At 63.8% G+C, this 19269-nt stretch carries 17 protein-coding genes; 4 read left to right on the top strand and 13 right to left on the bottom strand.

What is annotated here, in order from left to right:
* The first annotated feature begins 36 nt into the window (after window positions 1–36).
* The 4 genes from OYT95_RS40165 to OYT95_RS40150 all read left to right on the top strand — a co-directional run bounded on the left by OYT95_RS40165 (window position 37) and on the right by OYT95_RS40150 (window position 4984).
* Entirely contained in the window at window positions 37–1218 is a 1182-nt protein-coding gene (locus tag OYT95_RS40165; protein WP_128642681.1) for a GAF domain-containing sensor histidine kinase, read from the top strand.
* Window positions 1215–1853 (top strand): response regulator, encoded by a 639-nt coding sequence (locus OYT95_RS40160; protein WP_128642682.1) that lies wholly within the window; start codon window positions 1215–1217, stop codon window positions 1851–1853. Before OYT95_RS40165 ends, OYT95_RS40160 begins: the two co-directional genes overlap by 4 nt.
* 121 nt (window positions 1854–1974) lie before the next feature.
* Window positions 1975–3294 (top strand): MFS transporter, encoded by a 1320-nt coding sequence (locus OYT95_RS40155; RefSeq protein WP_268793099.1) that lies wholly within the window; start codon window positions 1975–1977, stop codon window positions 3292–3294.
* A gap of 733 nt (window positions 3295–4027) precedes the next feature.
* Complete coding sequence (locus tag OYT95_RS40150; RefSeq protein ID WP_128642683.1) at window positions 4028–4984, top strand: nucleoside hydrolase; 957 nt, start codon at window positions 4028–4030, stop codon at window positions 4982–4984.
* Between the two features lie 68 nt (window positions 4985–5052).
* Here the strand turns inward: OYT95_RS40150 and OYT95_RS40145 are convergent, their stop codons facing one another.
* From OYT95_RS40145 to OYT95_RS40085, 13 genes are all read right to left on the bottom strand, one after another.
* On the bottom strand, window positions 5053–6429 hold the full coding sequence (locus OYT95_RS40145; protein ID WP_328286589.1) for a coenzyme F420-0:L-glutamate ligase: 1377 nt from the start codon (window positions 6427–6429) through the stop codon (window positions 5053–5055).
* Window positions 6426–7334 carry a 2-phospho-L-lactate guanylyltransferase gene (gene cofC / locus OYT95_RS40140; protein ID WP_128642685.1) on the bottom strand — a complete coding sequence of 303 codons (909 nt, stop codon included), beginning with the start codon at window positions 7332–7334 and terminating at the stop codon, window positions 6426–6428. Before cofC ends, OYT95_RS40145 begins: the two co-directional genes overlap by 4 nt.
* A gap of 41 nt (window positions 7335–7375) precedes the next feature.
* Complete coding sequence (gene pgl / locus OYT95_RS40135) at window positions 7376–8182, bottom strand: 6-phosphogluconolactonase (RefSeq protein ID WP_268793097.1); 807 nt, start codon at window positions 8180–8182, stop codon at window positions 7376–7378.
* Window positions 8179–10638, bottom strand: coding sequence for a 5-amino-6-(D-ribitylamino)uracil--L-tyrosine 4-hydroxyphenyl transferase CofH (gene cofH, locus OYT95_RS40130; RefSeq protein ID WP_268793096.1), 2460 nt, complete (start codon window positions 10636–10638; stop codon window positions 8179–8181). The genes pgl and cofH overlap by 4 nt, the downstream gene beginning before the upstream one ends.
* Window positions 10639–10714: 76 nt before the next feature.
* Entirely contained in the window at window positions 10715–11692 is a 978-nt protein-coding gene (locus tag OYT95_RS40125) for a ribose-phosphate diphosphokinase (protein WP_007296690.1), read from the bottom strand.
* Window positions 11693–11845: 153 nt separating this feature from the next.
* Entirely contained in the window at window positions 11846–12466 is a 621-nt protein-coding gene (locus OYT95_RS40120) for an HAD family hydrolase (RefSeq protein ID WP_268793095.1), read from the bottom strand.
* 98 nt (window positions 12467–12564) lie between these two features.
* Window positions 12565–14022 (bottom strand): nicotinate phosphoribosyltransferase, encoded by a 1458-nt coding sequence (locus tag OYT95_RS40115; protein WP_128642689.1) that lies wholly within the window; start codon window positions 14020–14022, stop codon window positions 12565–12567.
* A gap of 827 nt (window positions 14023–14849) precedes the next feature.
* On the bottom strand, window positions 14850–15239 hold the full coding sequence (locus tag OYT95_RS40110; RefSeq protein ID WP_268793094.1) for a nuclear transport factor 2 family protein: 390 nt from the start codon (window positions 15237–15239) through the stop codon (window positions 14850–14852).
* A gap of 75 nt (window positions 15240–15314) precedes the next feature.
* On the bottom strand, window positions 15315–16265 hold the full coding sequence (locus OYT95_RS40105) for a PfkB family carbohydrate kinase (RefSeq protein WP_268793093.1): 951 nt from the start codon (window positions 16263–16265) through the stop codon (window positions 15315–15317).
* Window positions 16262–17293 (bottom strand): LacI family DNA-binding transcriptional regulator, encoded by a 1032-nt coding sequence (locus tag OYT95_RS40100; protein ID WP_268793092.1) that lies wholly within the window; start codon window positions 17291–17293, stop codon window positions 16262–16264. Before OYT95_RS40100 ends, OYT95_RS40105 begins: the two co-directional genes overlap by 4 nt.
* Before the next feature lie 7 nt (window positions 17294–17300).
* Window positions 17301–18113 (bottom strand): glutamine amidotransferase, encoded by an 813-nt coding sequence (locus tag OYT95_RS40095; protein ID WP_128642693.1) that lies wholly within the window; start codon window positions 18111–18113, stop codon window positions 17301–17303.
* 143 nt (window positions 18114–18256) lie between these two features.
* The gene (locus OYT95_RS40090; protein ID WP_005561315.1) at window positions 18257–18781 is read right to left on the bottom strand and encodes a pyridoxamine 5'-phosphate oxidase family protein; all 525 of its coding nucleotides are present in this window, start codon (window positions 18779–18781) and stop codon (window positions 18257–18259) included.
* 7 nt (window positions 18782–18788) lie between these two features.
* The gene (locus tag OYT95_RS40085; RefSeq protein WP_009479929.1) at window positions 18789–19244 is read right to left on the bottom strand and encodes a hypothetical protein; all 456 of its coding nucleotides are present in this window, start codon (window positions 19242–19244) and stop codon (window positions 18789–18791) included.
* Window positions 19245–19269: the final 25 nt, after the last annotated feature.

Below are 19269 nucleotides of genomic sequence, written 5' to 3'. Positions count from 1 at the left end.
CCCAATGCCGGGGGGAAGAAAGATCGAGGAAAGCCGGTGTCGGAAAGTACGCATACCGCAGCTCACGAGTTCAAGCACTCGGACGTCAGGACGTCCATCCTCGACGACCTCGCGCTCTCGCGTGCCGAACTGCTCGTCCTGACCGACGAAGCGTCGGCTATGACCACGGCAGGTCAGCGCATCCGGGAAATCGGCGACTTCGACATGTCGCTCGTCGGGCGCATCGAGGTCGACGGCGCGATGGTTCACCGCAGTTGGCAGGGGACGAAGAGCAACGCTCTGCACCGACTGGTGGTGCCGGAGGGGGTCGGACTCGGCGGAAAGAGCATCATGCTGCAGAAACCTGTCTGGGTCCGGGACTACCTGTCCGACGCCGGGATCACTCACGACTTCGACGCGCTCGTGGCGCAGGAGTCACTGCGAGGAATGCTCGCAGTGCCCATGGTGTACGAAGGTCGTGTCCTCGGTGCCGTGTACGTCGGCACCCGCGAGTATTCGTCATTCGGTGATCGAGTCATCGCGGAGATTCAATCGACCGCCGCGACAGCCGCCGTCACTCTCGTCAGCGCACAGAGGGCCGCAGCTCAGACGGAGCTCGCGATCGAGGCCGAACGGAATCGGCTTGCCGAATCCCTGCACGATTCCGTGAGCCCGGTCCTCTTCCGGATCGGTGCCGAACTGCAGAGTCTGCGTGCACTGGGCGACGCTCAGGCGATCCACGATCGGCTGCAGGAGATCACTGATCAGGTACACGCCGTCAATGCGTCTATTCGCAGGTCGCTGACTGACCTCAGCGCGCGACCCCCCGAGCGGGAACTCCCAGTCGGCATCGAGGAGGACTGCCAGTCGTTCGCGCTTCGGACCGGTATCCCCGCCCGTTTCGTACCGCTGACCGAATCTCCGGATCTCGATGTGAGCCGCATCGAGGCCCTCCAGCGACTGGTTCGGGAGGCGCTCGTCAACGTCGAAAAGCACGCCGACGCATCCACAGTGGTGGTCAGCTTGTCGGTTCGGTCGGGCAGAGTGACGGTCGTCATCAGTGACGACGGCCGGGGCGTGGACGGGGCAGACGACCCGGTGCGAGGAAGCCAATTGGGGCTCGGGCTGGCCGCAGGACGGCTCGAGCGGCTCGGTGGCGGCATGTCCGTAGTCAGCGACGACGAAAACGGCACCACCGTGCGCGGCTGGGTAGACACAATCGACGGGTCGGGTGCATGACCGAGCCGTCGAAGATGATCCGCATCCTCGTCGTCGACGATCATCCGATCGTGCGCGGGGGGGTGGAACTTCTCGCGCGGGAGGACGTGAACCTCGAAGTCGTAGGAGGTGCACTGACCGGCGCCGCGGCGGTCGAGCTGGCCCGCACCCTCCCCGTCGACGTCATCCTCCTCGATCTTCGACTTCCCGATATCCCTGCACCCGAACTCATTCCGCGACTACGGCGGGTCGCGCCCCACGCACGGATACTGCTGTTCACCGCGTTCGCCGATCACGGCGCCATCGATCTGTTGATGGAGGCGGGTGCGGACGGATGCCTCGTCAAGGACATCAGCGGACAGGACTTCGCCACGGCCATTCACCGCGTGTCCGGCGGAATCCGGGTTGTCGACCCGAGACTGGCCGGATCGCGAAGAGTCGTGACATCCGAGGCTCTGTACCGTGCCGGCCTGACTCGGCGCGAGTACGAGGTGCTGCGTTTCGCGGCAATGGGTAACAGCAACCCCGAAATCGCTCAGGAACTTTCCCTTGCGCGGAACACCGTAAAAACCTATTTGCAGAGCGCCATGCAGAAACTGAACGCGCGCAATCGCGTCGAAGCCATTGCGCGTGCCCACGAACTTCGCTTGCTCTGAACACAATCCGTTCACCAGGCAACAATCTCCACCTCTCCACCTGGAGATGTTGTGTGTCCTGGATCACCCATACATTCGAGCCACAGGAATAATTCCGCAATCGTGGCAACGGAGGCCATACATGTTCACAATGTCCCAAACCTCGAAAGTCGGATTTGCCAGCGGTGTCGGTACGACAGTCGAATGGTACGACTTCTTCATCTACGGCACCGCGGCAGGACTCGTGTTCAACAAGATCTTCTTCCCCGAGTTCGACTCCCTGATCGGCACTTTGCTCGCCTTCGCCACGTTCTCCGCCGCCTTCGTTGCGCGTCCGATCGGCGGAGTGGTGTTCGGCCACTTCGGTGACCGGATCGGACGGAAGTCGATGCTCGTCATCACCCTGACCATCATGGGCTTCACCACCCTCGGAGTCGGGCTGCTCCCGAGCTACGAGTCCATCGGCGTCGCCGCGCCGATCCTTCTCGTGACCCTGCGCTTCGTGCAGGGCCTCGCGCTCGGTGGCGAGATCGGCGGGGCGATTCTCATGGCCGTCGAACACGCGCCTGCTGGCAAACGCGGCTACTACGGCAGCTGGGTGCAGATGGGGGTGCCGGCGGGATTGATGTTGGGCAACACGGTCTTCCTGTTGATGGCCGGGCTTTCTCCCGAAGCGTTCGAATCCTGGGGTTGGCGAATTCCCTTCCTGATCGGGGGTGCGTTCGTCGCGATCGGCCTCTTCGTCCGACTGCACCTCGGCGAAAGCCCGAACTTCGATCGCGTCAAGAAGAACGCAAAGTTGGAGAAGCTGCCCATCGGGGTGGTCCTTCGCCACTACCCCAAGCAGGTCCTCCTGACCTGTGGTGCTTACTTCGCCATCGGGGTCACCTTCTACGGCACCACGGTATTCGGTCTCAGCTACGGCGTCGCGCAGGTCGGCTACACGCGGAACCAGATGCTGACACTCGTCCTCGTCGCCATGGCGGTCACGTTCGTCGCGCTGCCGTTCTTCGGCAAACTGTCGGACTCCTACGGCAGGAAGCCGGTGTTCCTGGCAGGAGTCGTCGCAATGCTGCTGTTCACCTTTCCGTGGTTCTGGCTGGTGAACAGCGGATCCTTCCTGCTGGCGATGGTCGGGTTCGTGGCGTTCTGTCTCGCCTTCTCGACCTCCTACGGCCCGCTCGCAGCCTTCTTCGCCGAAGCTTTCGACACCCGCATCCGCTACACCGGAATCTCCTTCGGGTACACGATCGGCACCCTTGCCTCGAGCGCTCCCGCGCCGATCGTCGCCACGTACCTGCTGGATCGCACCGGCTCCTACGTCGCCGTCGCGCTGTTCATGGTCGCAATGTGCGCCATCTCCGTCGTCTGTGTGATCGCCATGCGGGAGACGTACCGGCAAGATCTGTCCGACAACGACGAAGCCGCGGGCCAGGAGCAATTGTCACCGACTTCCACGTAGACGGCTTCGCCACCCGTGCACCTCATTTGGCGACTTCTCCGTGGGTCGGGTCCGGTCGGGAATCTGTGGTCACCCCGAGGCTGAGTGTCGCAAGCGTGATAACCGCTCTCGGGGGCGTGGGGCCCGCCGCGCCGGGACCAGACCCGAGAGCAAACTCCACGAACCACAAGTAAGAAATGCGTGCAGTTCGCCATCCCCGTGCCGTAGCTTGTCACGAAGCTGGGGTAGGTCGTTAATCCCAGGCGATGGGTATTTGTCGTAGTCGTTGCGGTGCCGGAGGAAGCCGGGAAAAACAGACGAGGCGGTTCCGAGGGCGTGCAAGGAATGATGGTGTGGCAAGCAGCAAACCTTACTTAGCGATCCGAGCACCGGTAGAAACTCCCGAATCAATTCCCCCGACAGACCTGGAATCTCGACACAAGAACAACCCCCGCAGCCGAACCCCAGAATATTTGTCGGCCCGTCTTGAACGATCACGAATCCCCATCTGCGCGACAACCGGAACGATCACATTCCGGACTCCAGCAGTCTGAGCTTCTCGGATACTCTGCGGCACTCTTTCAGTGGAAACGCTTATGTCGAGTGAAGAACAATGCGCAACTTTGGGAGAACCGACAATCAGATCTAGCGCATAGGTGGTGATTTGGATTCTGCGGCAGATCGCCGGGCAACCTTGTATCGTTTCTACAAGGTCGCATTCTGCCGACCCCGAGAAGCCTAAGGAGAACCGACAGTGGCTGCGCCTGCGCGATTGATCATCGATACAGATCCAGGAATTGACGATGCGTTGGCGCTGGCTCTGGCGGTGGCGAGCCCAGAGGTCGATCTGCTTGCCGTCACCACGGTCGCTGGAAACGCTCCGGTCGAGGACGCGACCGACAACGCACTGCGGCTTTTGCGTGCACTCGGGCGGGACGACGTTCCGGTCGCGGCGGGCGCAAACCGCGCGCTCGTCCGCATCGGAATGCACAACCAGCCCTCACCGCACGGCGAGAACGGGCTGGGCGGCGTCGAACTTCCTGCGCCGACCCGTTCGTTGTCCGAGGAACACGCCGTCGGACTCCTCGCGTCGGTGCTCCGTGAGGCCGCACCGCGGTCCGTGACGATCGCGGCGATCGGTCCGTTGACCAACATCGCCCTGCTCGTCGCCATGCACCCCGAGTTGATCGACCGGATCGACAAGCTGGTGATCATGGGAGGGAGCACCGGCCGGGGCAACATCACGCCGGTTGCAGAGTTCAACATCTGGTCCGACCCTGAGGCGGCGCAACGTGTCTTCGCATGTTCGCATCTCGAAACCTGGCTCCTGGGACTCGATGTCACGCGACGTTCGACCCTGGACGAGACAGCGCTCGCAATGCTCGAGGCGCGGTCACATACCGGGTCACTCCTCGCAACGATGATCCGAGGCTACGGCGACATTCAGGCGGACGGCTGGCCCATGCATGACGCGTTGGTGATCGCAGCGATTGTCGACCCTGCGATCGTTCGATTGCAGACCGCGACAGTCGAAGTCGAGACCGGTGTCGGTGTCGGTCGCGGACAGACGGTGTGCACGCTGTCGGGCTCCTTCACCACCTCCGGAGGGAGTGCGACCCCGGGTACCCGTTTGGCGGTCGATCTGGATGTCGACCGATTCCGTGCCCTCGTGCTCACCCGCGTCGCCGGTCTCGCTGTGGCACCGGCATGAAGAGGCCGAACGACGGCGCGTAGCGGACACTGCACAAGGCTGCCGTTGGGCCAGGCGTTCGTGCGAACTCACACTTCTACGAGCGCCCCCGCCACATCGGCGGGCAGACGGACGTGCCGAGGTCGTGTGGGGTAACCGATCGCCACGGCGCCGAGCGGCTTCCAGTCCGACGGCACACCCAACTCCGTGCGCACGATCTCCGGCGCAAAGATGGTGGATCCGACCCAACAACTGCCCACTTCCCTTGCGGCGAGGGAAACCAGGAGTCCTTGTACCGCCGCGCCGACCGCCACAGTGAACATCGTCGACTCGGCGCGCCGACGGTGCGCGTCCGGGTAGTCGTGGGCGCCGTCCGGCACACAGAACGGGACGATAACTTCCGGAGCATCGAACAGAATGCCGCCGCGGGCGATCCGCCGCTCCACCCGCCCCTGGGGCAAGCCGTCAGCGGTCAGATCGATCCGCCACTGCTCGCGCATGGCGGCGAGGAGTCGCGCGCGTACCTCGTGCGACCGCAACCATACAAATCGCACAGGATGTGTGTGGTGCGGGGCTGGTGCGGTCAGGGATTCGGCAACCGCCTGCATGATGAGCTCTGGGTCAACCGGCCTGTCGCTGAAAGCGCGAACCGAATGCCGCAGCAACTGAGCCTCACGGCGGCCCTGTGCCAGCGCCTCAGCGGTGCCGAGCCAGAACAAGTCCTCTTGGCCGGAACGCAGCAGATCGGACGCACCTGACCCGTCGTCGTATGCATTCAGTCCCCGAACTACAGCGACAGGGATTCCCGCCACCTTGCCTTTCACCAGATCGGCGGCGGCCGCGAGCTCGTCGGCTATCGCCACCTCAGTTACCTCCAGCACGTTGCCCTGCGCGTCCCTGGTTCCGGCGTAGCCATGGAGAACCGCGATACCTGCGCTGCCGATCGCCGCGTCGGTTTGCCCCCGTCGCCACGCGCGGCCCATCGTGTCCGTGATGATCACCGCCACGCTGACACCGAGCAGATGCTTCAACCCTGACCGAATCGACTGCGCGCTCTCATCGGGGTTCTCTGGTAATAGTGCCAATTCGTGCGAGAAGACGTTAGACCCATCGATCCCCGAAGCTGCCTGCACGATCCCCAGACGGTTCTCGGTGATGACGGTTGACCCCCTGCGGGCAACGACACGAACGGCCTCCTGCTCGACCAGAAGCGCCCGGAACGCCTCACGATCCTGAGCTCCTGTCGGCGCATCGACGATTCGTCCCTCCGCCTTGGACACAATCTTGCTCGTGATCACGACGATGTCGTCGTCAACCAACCAAGGCGCCTGTTGAGCGATCTGTTCGGCCACATCGTCTCCCGGCCGGAACTCCGGAAGACCTGTCACCGGAAACACATGGAGTCCACTGACAGAGCCGTGGTCGGGGACGTTCGGGGCACCCGAAGTCTGAGCGGCCGACTTCATCGCTGGTTCTGCAATCGAGGTCGGATAGTCCGATCCTCTTCTACAAATCGCAACTTCGCCTGTCGCAGCAGTTTTTCCCGCTGGCTCTCCGCGAGTTCAGGAGTCACGTTCGACGACAACAGTGCGGTCAATTTCTTGAAATACGGACGCGGAGGCACCCCGAAGGTAGTGAATATGTCATCCGCGCTTCCGCCACCGAAGGGCTGCCAGCGGCGAGCAAAGTCAATCATCGCAGCCTCGTGTTTGTCCAAGAACGCGAACTCGCGCGCCGACCCCAGAGCAGCCATGCGGGAGCCGAACCCCAACCCCCGGACCGTGCGCAAGTCGGAGGCGGTGTCCACATCTGACCTCAGCGAAGGCCATTCACCCTCGAGAGCTATGGCTCCCGACGCCTGATGGGCGAGCGCCGAACCGATGCCGAAGGCCGGGAACAGTCCTTCGCCCGCCGCCGATAGCAGCAACGTGGTGCCCTTCCCATCCCGGTCGGCGCAGAACGCACGCCTGCCATCGGCAGCCGAGATGAATGCAGACAATTCGCGATGCCGAAGCGCTGGAAGATCGGCGGGCAACGCCCCCACCACTCGGCCCGGGCGTTCCCGCTCCAACAGGGCCGCGCCGTGGTTCAATGCCGCATTCACCCCGCCGGCTGGCTCGTTTCCCAGTACGCGTGCACCGAGCCGTTCGACGCTGCGCGCCACGACCGGGTCCGGCGTGACGACGAGCACCGAGTCGACCGCTCGTGCCCGCAGCGCAGCGCAAACCGTGTCGAGCACGATCGCCAGGACCAGCCTCTTGTGCGCGTTCATCTTTCCGGTACCGCCGTCAGCCGCACCCCGGAGTCGTGTTTTCGACTCGGAGAGTGACTTGACCGGAATGATCAGGTCGATAGGATTCGGATTCGTCATTACAAGACTCGGATTCTCGGGTGGGTCTTTCACATCGTCGGTTACCGCGCCGAGGCGGGGAGGTCTTCGCAGCTGGAGAGCAGGCTCGCTGCGGCCGCGTCCAGGAACACTCGGGTCGCGTGCGAACCCAGCGCCCCCGCTGCTGGTAGCTGCTGGGGGGTCAGCCCCTGCTCCATCAGCATCGCGACTGCAGACGCCTTGGCGTCGCCGGTGGTCATCAGCCATACTTCGCGGGAGCGCGTTATCGCCGAGAGGGTCAGCGAAATCCGGGTGCTCGGCGGCTTCGGGCAGTTGTACACCGCCACCACTTCACGTTGCTTCTCCAGCACTGCCGGTGAGTCCGGGAAGATCGAGGCGACGTGACCTTCCTCGCCCATCCCGAGGAGGCAGATGTCGAACAGAGGCGTCCTGTCCAGGCGACCGTACGCGCACAGTAGCGCCTGGTAGGCGTTTGCCACTGCGGTGGCGTCGTTGCCGAAGCCGCCGTCGGAGGGCGCCATGACGTGCACACGGCTCGGGTCCACGGGCAGGTGGTCCAGCAGGGCCTCGCGCGCCTGCTTCTCGTTACGGTCGGGGTGGTGTCGGGCCACGAAGCGCTCGTCGCCCCAGAAGAAGTTCACTCGATGCCAGTTCACGATGTCACGATTCGGGGCGGTGCGTAGTCGCTCGAGCACCGCTGTCCCGGTTCGTCCTCCGGTGAGCACCAATGACGCGTAGGCGCGCTCTTTCTGCGCCTGGGCAAGAGTCGAAAGCAACCTCGACGCGACCTCACCGGCTAGCTGTTCGCCGTCGTCGTAGATATAGGGGATCGGCTTCGAGGGAGCGGAAGTGGTTCTTGTTGTTGTCATCTGAGGATCACCTCTGGTGAATGTGTCGGTCCACCGCGCAGATCGAGCTGGTGGGTGGGAGGCGTCAGGTAGTTCGTCGTGCGCCGTCGCAGGCGCCGGCCGATTCCCTGCACCACCGCGTCCAGGTCTGTCTCGTCGAGTTGCTGGCCGTGGGCGGCGCCGGCGGCGCGGCTGATGTTCTCGTCCATCAACGTCCCGCCGACGTCGTTCACACCCGCTTGGAGCAGTTGACGAACCCCGTCGAGTCCGAGCTTGACCCACGACGCCTGCACGTTGTCGATCAGCCCGTCGTAGACGATTCGCGCAATCGCGTGGACCAGCACTACTTCTCGCCAGGTCGGACCACGGCGCGCACCTCGCTTGAGGTAGATCGGAGCCGCCATGTGTACGAACGGAAGACCGACGAACTCGGTGAACCCGCCGGTCTCACGCTGAAGTTCTCGGGTGCGGAGGAAGTGGCGCGCCCAGTGCACGGGCTCCTCGACGGTTCCGAACATCATCGTCACGTTCGACGTCAGGCCCATCGAGTGGGCGACGCGGTGACATTCGAGCCACTCCTCGGTGTCGATCTTGTCCGGGCAGAGGATCGCCCGGACGTCGTCGTCGAGGATTTCCGCGGCGGTGCCCGGGAGCGACTTCAGTCCTGCGTCGACCAATCGCTGTAGGTACTTCTCGAGCGGCTCCCCGAGCCGCTTGGCTCCTTCGGTGACCTCGAGGGCTGTGAAGCCGTGCACGTGGATATCGGGCGCTGCTTCCTTAGCCGCGCGGCAGACGTCGATGTAGTAGTCGCCGTCGAAGGACGGATGGATGCCGCCCTGCAGGCAGACCTCGGTGCACCCGAGATCCCACGCCTCCCGGACACGGGCGGCGACTTCCTGAAGGGTCAGCAGGTACGGCTTGCCTCGCAGGTTCAGCGACAACGGTCCCTTGGAGAACCCGCAGAAGGTGCACTTGAAGGTGCAGACATTGGTGTAGTTGATGTTTCGGTTCCGCACGAATGTCACGTCGTCACCGACCGCCCTGGAGCGGAGGTGATCGGCGAACTCGGCGACCTCGGCGACCTCTCCCCCACGAGCTCCGAACAGGGTGACGATCTCGTCCACTCCCGGTTCCTGCCCCGAGGCGATACCTTCGAGGACGTCCGTGACGGGCCCGCCGAACCCTCGCTTGCGGCTCGGCACCAGATCGGTGGGCGCGAACTCCGACCCGGAGCTCCACACTGTCGAGCGTCGACCGATCTGGACGACTTCCGCCCCGGTGCCGACGTTCTTCGCATCGGTGTGGCTCTCGGGGAACATCGCACCCGGGTCGTCGCGGCCGAGCGACTCGGCGTCCGACCGGTCCATGATCGCGAAGCGCAGACCGGGGTCGATCCATTGGTCAGGGCGGCGCGCGAACTCGGGGTACACGGTGAGGCGGGGTGTGAGGAATTTGCCGTGACCTTCGGTCACCTCCCGGAGCCGGTCGAGCGAGGGCCAGGGCCGTTCCGGGTTGACGTGGTCGACCGTCACCGGGGACACACCACCGAAGTCGTCGATCCCCGCGTCGAGCAGCGGACCGAAGTCTTCCGACAGATTCGGGGGGGCCTGCAGGTGCACATCCAGCGGCAAGATCAACCGCGCTATCGCGATCGTCCGGAGGAACTCGTCCTGCGGGCAGGCTGGTTCGTTGCGCATCACGGTGTCCGGTTTGGGCATGAAGTTCTGCACGATCACTTCTTGAACGTGCCCGTAACGTCTGTGCAGGTCAGCGATGGCCCGCAGCGCCGTGACACGGTCCTGCGCAGACTCTCCGATGCCGACGAGGATCCCGGTCGTGAAGGGAATCGCGAGTTCACCCGCGGCTTCCAGCGTGGCCAGCCGTCGTTCCGGTGTCTTGTCGGGCGCACCGCGGTGGGCCATCAGCGTCGGGTTCAACGACTCGATCATCATGCCCTGGCCGGGGCTGACAGTCCGCAGCAGCGACAGAGCATCCGGTGCAAGGGCTCCGGCGTTGGAGTGCGCCAGCAAACCCGTCTCCGTGGTCACTAGCCGGCACATTGCGGCTAGGTACTCGACGGTGGAGCCGTAGCCGTGATCGGCCAGCCATTTGGCCGCGACGTCGTATCGGTCTTCGGGCTGTTCCCCCAGCGTGAACAGCGCCTCGTGACATCCCGCCTGCGCTCCCCGCATGGCGATCGCGAGCACCTGATCGGGCGTGAGGTAGGGCGCCTCCGCGCGTGCGGGTGAGCGGGAGAATGTGCAGTAGCCACACCCGTCGCGGCACAGTGTGGTCAACGGGATGAAGACCTTCGGCGAGTACGTCACCCTCGTGCCGAAGAGCGCATCGCGTAGTGCGGCTGCCCGTTCCATCAGCTCCGGAAGAGGAAGGGTGAGGACGGTCGCGTCATCGACCGACGGTACGTTCGTGGTGCCGAGCCGGTGGATTGTTGACTTCGTACCTATATCGAGACTCATGGTGGGATGCTCTCTACGCCTCTACCGGTGTGATGAAAACCTCCGAGCGCGGCTCGGCGGCTCCCACTTCTATAGATCAGAACAACTGGTACTCACTGCCGAACACTTCGCTGACGGATCCGCCTCGGAAGACCTGGCTGATCGAGTCGGCGAGGACGCCGGCGCAGGACAGTACGCGCACGTTGGCCGGTGCCCGGGGCGACAGCGCGATCGTGTCGGTCACGACGATCTCTTCGAACGGTGATGCGGCGAGGTTGTCGTAGGCCTGGCCGCTGAACACCGGGTGGGTGGCTGCGGCAAACACCCTCGACGCTCCTGCCCTCATCACCATCTCCCCCGCAGCACGGAGCGTGCCGGCGGTATCGATCATGTCGTCGACGATGATCGCGGTCTTGCCCCGAACATCTCCGATCACGTGACCTATCTCGGCAACCTGATGCCTTGGGCGTTCCTTGTCGAGAATCGCGAGATCGGCGCCGACGCACTTGGCGAAACTCTTGTTCAGCTTCACCCGGCCGGCGTCGGGTGCCACCACCACGAGGTCCTCCATCTCGAGGTCGATGAAATACTGAGCGAGCAACCTCATCGCCGTCATGTGGTCCACCGGGATCTTGAACATGCCCTGGAGCTGTCCGGCATGCAGATCCATCGCCAGGAGTCGGTCTGCTCCCGCCGATTCGAGCATCCGGGCGACCATACGCGCGGAAATCGGCTCACGCGGGGCGCTCTGCTTGTCCTGCCGCGAGTACCCGTACCACGGCGTGACGGCGATGACGCGGTGTGCACTGGCAGCCACCGCGGCGTCGATCATCACCATCAGCTCCATCAGTGCGTCATTGGTGGTGACCTCGGTATCAGCATTGGTACATGTCGGCTGAACGATGAAGACGTCGGCGTCGCGGATCGACTCCTCGAACCGGCAGTACACCTCCCCGTTCGAGAAGGTCTTCAGCACAACCGGACTCAGCCCCACGCCCAGCTCGGCACCGATCGCTTTCGCGATGTCGGGGTTGGCTCGACCGGAAAACAGTTTCAACCGCTTGCCGTAATTCATCGGCATGCTCGTTGCGGAACCCACGGACGTAGCGCTGTCCGCACCACTACTTGTCGGGATGCTTCTCAAGGCGGCCACCGTTCAAGGACCTCACTGTCTTATTGGTGGAAGGTAGTACTGGCGTGCCTGGTCTTCGACGTGCGGCGGCGCCGGTCAGAGCAGTCCTCGGCCGAGGACGTATGCACCGCGGAGATCGGACCCCTCGTACTCGATCGTCGCAAGCTCACGGACCCGGGCGCTCGCATTGACGGCCACCGTGTTCGGAAGCTTTCCGAACAGCGGGATGTCGGACGTGGAGTCGCCGTACACGACGCAGTCCCCTTCGGCGAGCCCATACTCCGCGAGTAGCTTGCTGACGATCGAGACCTTGTCCTCGGCGCTGAGGAGACTCTCAGGGCCGACCTCGCTCCTCAAGGCCACCTGCGCGCCGAACGCCGAATCGGCGCCCCAACCGGTCAGACGTTCCACGAAGAACTGGGGTGACTGAGAGATGACGGTGCTGTATTCGCCACGGTTGCGGATATCGGCGAAGACTTCGACCACGCCGCCGATCCACGGGGAGGCGGCGAACGCGTCATCGATGTCCGCCTCGCTGAGCCCTTCCCACAGTGGAAGGCAGAGTTCCCAGAAACGCACATCGCTGATCTCGCCCTTGAACCAGGATTGCTCGATCAGCTCGCCCGCAGCGAGTTCTCCGACCGCTCTCGAGATTTCGATCGAAGCAGTGGACTGCAGGAGGGTGCCGTCCATGTCGAAGACGTGCAGCTTAGTCATCGTGCTGTGAACCTAACTGTGTGTGGAACGAGTAACAAGCCTGCTCGGGGGCCGACGACCAGGGCATTGTGAAGGTTGCGCCCAGTCGCCGGCAGCTCTCAGGAGAGTGCGAGTTCAGCGTCGTTGTGCAGGGGTGCGATGGCGTCGGCGTAATAGCTCTCCGGCACCTCCCGCTCACTACGCTCGATCAGCTCGGAGAAATCCCACTTCCGCAGCAACTTGCCGTTACGGAACACCGGCTGCAGAATGTTCTCCTCCGGCGAGATCGACTCCCGCGGCACCGTCTGATACCCACCCTGCGACAGTCGCAACCCGAGGCGGCCACGCTTAGACGCCTTCATCGCATCCCCGGTCGGCGCCTTCGCGATGCCCCGCCACTCACCATTGACACACACCGCGGACGCCTTCTGCCCAAAGTTCATCGTGTCCCGATTGCAGTGCTGCAACAGCCCGCCCCCCATCCCGAAGATCGCGTTCTCCGCCGAGAAACCGCGGCGTTCGAGCTCGGCGTACACCCGCGGGAGACTGTCACGGTTGACCCCGTCCCCCTGCACCACCCGCACATAGTCGGGCAGCACCTTGAAACCCTTGCTGTTGGTGGTGAACCCGAAGCTATCCATCAACCACTCGGTCGTCTCCGCGGTCACCTGCACCACATCACCCGAGTCCGGGCGCACCCCGACCAGTCCGGGGAAGTTACGGACAACGTCGGCAAGCTCGCGGCCGATGATGTTCTTGACCGCATTCTCGTGGTCATAGGTGTCGGTCAGCAGCAACACCACCCCGCTCGGTGCGTGCACCTCGAGCATGTTCCGCATCGCCGCGGCCTCGTTCTCCCGACCCCACGCGCAGAAACTGGCGTGCTCGGAGTTCGGGCCGGAATTCGACGGCGCCACCGCGTTGTAGTACTCCTTCGCCGCCAAGATGCCTGGCACGGTGTCACTCTGGTTAAAGTTGACCAGGTGCGCCAACCCACCGAGCGCGGCCGACTGCTGCGAGCTCACCCCGCGGGCGCCGTAGTCGTGCAGACAGTGCCGCAGAATTTCGGGGTGATCGGAGGTCCGGGCCAACGCCTCCCTGATGACCTGCTTGGCCAGCCAGCTGATGGTGCCGACCGTGGTCGGGTACCACACCCCACGCAGCAGGGCGGTCTCGAAGAAGCTCGTCACCCAGAAGTACTTCGGGTCGGTGTTGATGATCTGCACCAGCACGTTGCGGGTCGGCATCACCAGGCCCTCGGGCACCGCCTCGATCTCCACCGGCAAGAACCCACCGTGATCGTTGAGGATCCCCAGCCAATTCTCCCGATTGAAGTGCATCCCCTGTTCACGGGTGATGCTCTCCGCCTGATCGATGTCCTCGAGCGTGATCGGATGCAGCAGATACTCCCGAATGAAGGCCTGCAACCCCACGAACATCGTCACCGGGAACTCCCCACCCCGCGACTCGATGTAACTGGACACATACTCCGTCCCCGCCGGATACAACGGGTAGTGACAATGCTTGTAGCTATCGGTGTTGATGATGATGTTGTCGTAACTCCGACTCAAAGCCATCGCAATTTCGCCTTTTCTCGTGGTGTGCTCGTTGCTACTTCTCTGCTGTCTGGATTTTTCCAAGTCCAGGAGAGTTGCCGCGAATGCGGCCCGAACCTTCTTCTCCGAGGTGCTGCGTTCGATCTGGCACTCGATCCTGTATGACGTTGGTTACCATCATGTTTCGGTCCATTACGTCTAGCGAGCAGGTACCCGTCACGCGGGCGACATACAGCAGGTTCGCTCTCTCAGTGCGCTGCATCACACTTACTATTAACGTTTATAGTCCCGCAGTCAAGAGGTTCGCGGAGATCAATTCTCAGCTCGCGCACATTGCTCAGGAAACCGGCTCGCGCCACGGCTGGCCTGGACAATCCTCCGTGAACGATCAGCCGGCCGCATCTCGCTTCCGCGCTCCGTCTCCCGGCGCTGCCGAACCCGGAAACCCGGTAGAACGACCAGAAACTAGAAAGGGTTCTACTCTGGTCGCCGAGGCCCGAGCTACTCGCGGACACCCCGCCGACCGGCCGCGTGACGGACTGGGACCGGCAATGAAACAGTCACCTGGACAGACGAATACGGCCATCCACACGAGTGAATGACCGTATTCTCGCAGCCGGAGTCGAGGCCGCCGTGGCCAGGCGCCGGGACGGCGAGGCGACCGGTCGGTACCGACTCGACGAAGCGACCATGCCGTTCTCCCGCTCATTGCGGGACGGTCGCCCTGTCTACCTTAACCCCGGGCGGGTCTACACTCCGAGACTTGTCAGTGGCGTCAGAGTGATCGTGTTGCGATCCGACCGTAACCCCACCCCACAACATTCAGTTATTCCTCTGCGTTGTTACTTCTAGGAAGCAGCAACGGGAGTGGAAATCTTGCGGTAGGTGTCCTTACGCCTGATACGGTCGCCTTCGAACTCGAACACGTCGCACGCAAGTGTTTCCAGAACGGTGCCGTCCCCTTGCCTCTGGAATGTAGTCCACCGGGTCACAGCAAAATTCATACTTACAAGCGGCTTCTCCATCACGGTTTCAGTCGCCGAACCGCTTGGCCGAAGGTACATCTCGAATCCGCGACGAACATCGGCATGACCTTCGAACCGGACTCCCGGATCAGGGCCGACCGAAGAGTGGAAGGTGCAATTGTCGGTCATCAGGTTCATCAGTGCATCGACGTCCTTGATGTTCCAGGCGTAGACGAACTGGTCGATCAACGTTGCACGGTCGTCAATAGTCATGGTTGCTCCATATGCTCCGGTTCGGGAAGCCTCCGGGTGCGCTGATGATCGCCGCACAGGGGCCTCGAGGGGTGGTTACGCCCGACTGCCGACCTCGATCTCCGTGGCGCGAGGCATCCCTGCGCGGGCCCCGACGCGGACAACAGACAGCGCGGCAGCAACATTCGCGGCACGGACGGCGCCGTCGAGGTCGTCTCCCGCCGCTAGCCGGGTGATCAGAACGCCATTGAAGGTATCGCCTGCGCCGGTGGTATCGCGCGCCACGGTCGGCCGTGGCCGAACGTGGTCGACGTTCCCGTCGGGCGTGAGTACCAGGGCACCGTCACCTCCCAGGGTGACGACGACCGGGGCTCTGGTGCGTGCCATGATCGCGGCGGCGGCCTTGCGGGCGTGAGTGTGCTCGTCACCCAGCATCTTGGCGAGTTCGAGACACTCACCGGCATTGGGCGTCAGGATCGGCCCGTACCCGAGGAGAGCGGCAACCCCGGGGATGGGAGGGGCCGGATTCAGGACACAGCGTGCACCCGCCGAGGCGGCCGCTACCACCGCAGCCTCCACCGCGGCGTCGGGTATTTCCGTGCTGACCAGCACTGAATCCGAGGGTCTCAGGTCGGAGGTGAGGGCCCGGGTCACGTGTTCGGCGCTCAGTGCGGCATTGGCGCCCGCGCCGACGGCGATCTGGTTCTCGGCGCCCGGGTCGACGACGATCAACGCGACCCCGGTGGCTTCGTGCTCGAGGACGGTGACACCGTCCACCCAGATGCCCTCGGCGGTGAGTTCGTCCAGCGCTTCGGTGCCGTTGGCGTCCGCGCCTACCGCTCCGACGAGATGCACTTCCGCGCCTGCCCGCGCGGCCGCCACCGCGGCGTTGGCGCCTTTGCCGCCGCCGTACCGTTCGACGCGGGTTCCCACGACGGTCTCGCCCGGACCGGGCAGTCTCTCAGCGGCGACGACCAGGTCGACGTTGATCGCTCCGACGACGAACACTCGCCCCCGGGTGGTGCCCGCGTCCAGCGACGTACTCATGAACTACCTAAGGGTGTGGCCACGGAATCTCTTATCTGTAGCAAGGTCGGGAACGGCTCGGGCGCGGGAACGTCAACCTTGTCGTCGATGAGTTCGAACAGCAGGTTCGCGGCTCGCTCGCCCATGTCCCGAGCCGGTTGGCGGACTGTGGTCAATCTCGGCGTGAGGAGCGAGACCAGAGGTAGGTCGTCGAAGCCGACGACGCTGAGTTCTTCGGGCACTCGGATGCCCTCGGATCGGCAGTACTCGAGCACGCCGATGGCCATCAGGTCGTTCGCGCACAACAACGCTGTCGGGCGCTCCGACGGCGGCCCGGCCAATGCCTTCGCCGCGAGTTCCGTACCCGACTCCTGCCGGTAGCTTCCACCGAAGACCGGAACGGTATCGGGTTCGATTCCGGCGGCTGCCAACGCTTCCCGATAACCGGCGAGTCGCTGTTGGGCCGTCCACAGACCCTCGGGACCGCCGATGACGGCGATCTTGCGATGGCCTGCTCCGAGTACATGTTGAGCGACTTCCCGGGCGCCGCGGCGGTTGTCCGACACGATCGCCGGCAGGTCGAATCCGGGGACCTGCTCGTCCACCAGAACGATCGGACCGAGCCGCGTGAGTTCGAGAAGCGACGTCGGTGACGTCGACGCCCCCGACAGATAGATGATCCCGTTCAGCCTCTGACTTCGGAGTAGACGCCCGTTGAGCGACTCTCCTCCGTCGGTGGCTTCAGGGGCACACAACACGACGAGCACTCCACGAGCAGCTGCGGCCTGTTCGACGCCTTCCACGAGGAGCGCGAAGAACTGGTTCGACAGTTCGGGGACCACGAGTCCGATCGTGGGCGCCGAACGTCTCTTCAACCCCCGCGCAGCCTCGTTGGGTGCGTAGTTGAGGACCCGCACAGCGTCGAGCACACGGGCTCGACGTGCGGGCGCAACCGGTCCGCTGTCGTTCAAGACGTAGCTGACCGTGCTCACGGACACGCCCGCGTGCCGGGCCACGTCTTTCATCGTCGGGGGCTGACCATTGCTCATAAAATTCTCAATCTACCGCAGCAACTGCGTGCACCGGCGACGGAAGGCTCGTGTCGACGCCCGCAGCCCAGTTCACGATCGAAGTCCACAGCGCCTGATAGTGCTGCCACTGCACGAATTCCGGCGGCGCCCAATGTGGGGCCAGATCGGACGCGAAGGCCACCGTGCGGCCGACGCCGGCGGTACCGACGACCAGCAGCGGGTCTTCGCCGAAGCGCGCGACAACCGTCGCGTCGGACTTGGCGATGACCCGGTTGTAGCCGAGAAGCATCGGCCATTCCGCGGGGGTCCCGCCGAGGATCTCGTGATTCGGCGCGTCGAACGTGGCGTCGAGGCCTTCGGGGACTTCGATGCGGTCGTCGTAGTCGAGCATAGTGACCGGAAGCACCGGTGCCAGCGGGCTCATCCCGTAGCGGGCCTTGCCGTCGATCCCGGTGAACGACATGTAGCCGCCCACCATGATCAGGCCTCCGCCGGCTTCGGTGAAGTCCGCGAGCAGCGACAAGCGGTTGACGCTGCGTTCGGATCGCAGGAACGTCTCGTCGGCCAGCAGGAAGGAGTTCGCTCCGATGTCGCTGAGGACCACGACGTCGAACTGCTGCAACTGTTCCAGCGTCTTCGGGAACCGCCCCGAGATCTCGTGGGCGCGCATGTACGTCACGTCGAGCCCGGAAGCCTCCAGCGAGTCCAGGAAGACGCCGCCGCCTTCCTCGTACTCGACTGTGCGGAACTCGTCGAAGCCCTTGATGTGCACCGTGTGCTTGATCCACGATTCGCCGACCACAAGCACCCGGGTGGCGCCGTCCTTAGTCGAAGTCATACCTACTCCAAATTTCAAAGAATGTGTGTGTGCAACTCGAGCCGTCGCCCGCGGTCGTCGTTGTCGGAAGCGGCGGACCGGCGTCCCCGTCAGTGAACGAGGCGATGCCGGTCCGCCGTGATCTGCGGCGATGAAAGGATCGGTCAGCTCTTGGGGAGCGGCCGGTCTCCTACAAAGTCCGGCAGCACGCGAGCTTCCGGAACCTGCGGCATCGTCGTCTCGCGTGAATCCCAGCCGATCATCTTGTCCGGCACCAATTCCAGGTAGCGGCGGTCGGCGAATTCACCGAACTCGAAGTACTGCTCGGCGTAGGGGTGACCCGTGCCGAAGTACTTCTCGAACACCTTGTCCTGGAGCTTCTTCACGAGAACCTCGTCGGTGGCTTCGACCAGCGTTCCCAGGATGCGTACACCGCTGACGGTGGCGTACTCGTCGCCCGAATCGACCAGCGCGGCAATCTTCCGGCCCGCCTGCGAGTTCGCACCGTGGCGGCTACCGGCGTCGATCGGGAGGAAGATCCGCTTCTCGTCGACGACGAACCACAGGGGAGTCAGGTAGATGCTCCCGTCGGCATTCACGCTCGCCACACGGATGCTCTTGGCCCTGTCGAGGTAACCCCACCTCTTGTCGCCCCGCAGCGGGGCGGTCTGGCTTGCGGTCACGGCCATTGCTCTCTCACTTCCTCAGTTCTTGGAGGGTCTTGTGGTAATCCGGCACCTCGACGAGTCCCACGCGGGGAGACGGTCCGCTGGTCCAGAAGAAGACGGTCCGCACACCGGTGTTCTCGAGGGTGTAGGTGTATCCGGCCGGCAGGTAGATGTGCTCTCCCGGACCGGCTTCGAGCACGACCTCTCGGTCGTTCGCATCCTTGACCCGCAGCTTGATGTGCCCCTCGAGGCAGTAGTGCGTCTCGTCGAAGTTCGGCTGCTCCCAGTTGTAGGGGGCGTGGTCGGGCTCCTGGTAGCAGTAGCCCTGGCGGAAGTAGCGTGCGTCGTCGCGCTCCCGTGACAGGAAGATCGCGGTGTCGATGCCGGTGTTGAACTGTAGGCGCGGCATGCTGCTGATCTCGTCTTCGGTGATCACCCGCGGGTAACGTCGCGCGTTCGGCGCTGACGGATCGAAGTCGGCCATCCGGGTCTTCCCTTCATTTCGAGTC

The organism is Rhodococcus sp. JS3073, assembly GCF_026810085.1.
GTDB classification, from domain to species: Bacteria; Actinomycetota; Actinomycetes; order Mycobacteriales; family Mycobacteriaceae; genus Rhodococcus_F; species Rhodococcus_F wratislaviensis.
This window is presented reverse-complemented; position numbering and strand designations above follow the sequence as displayed.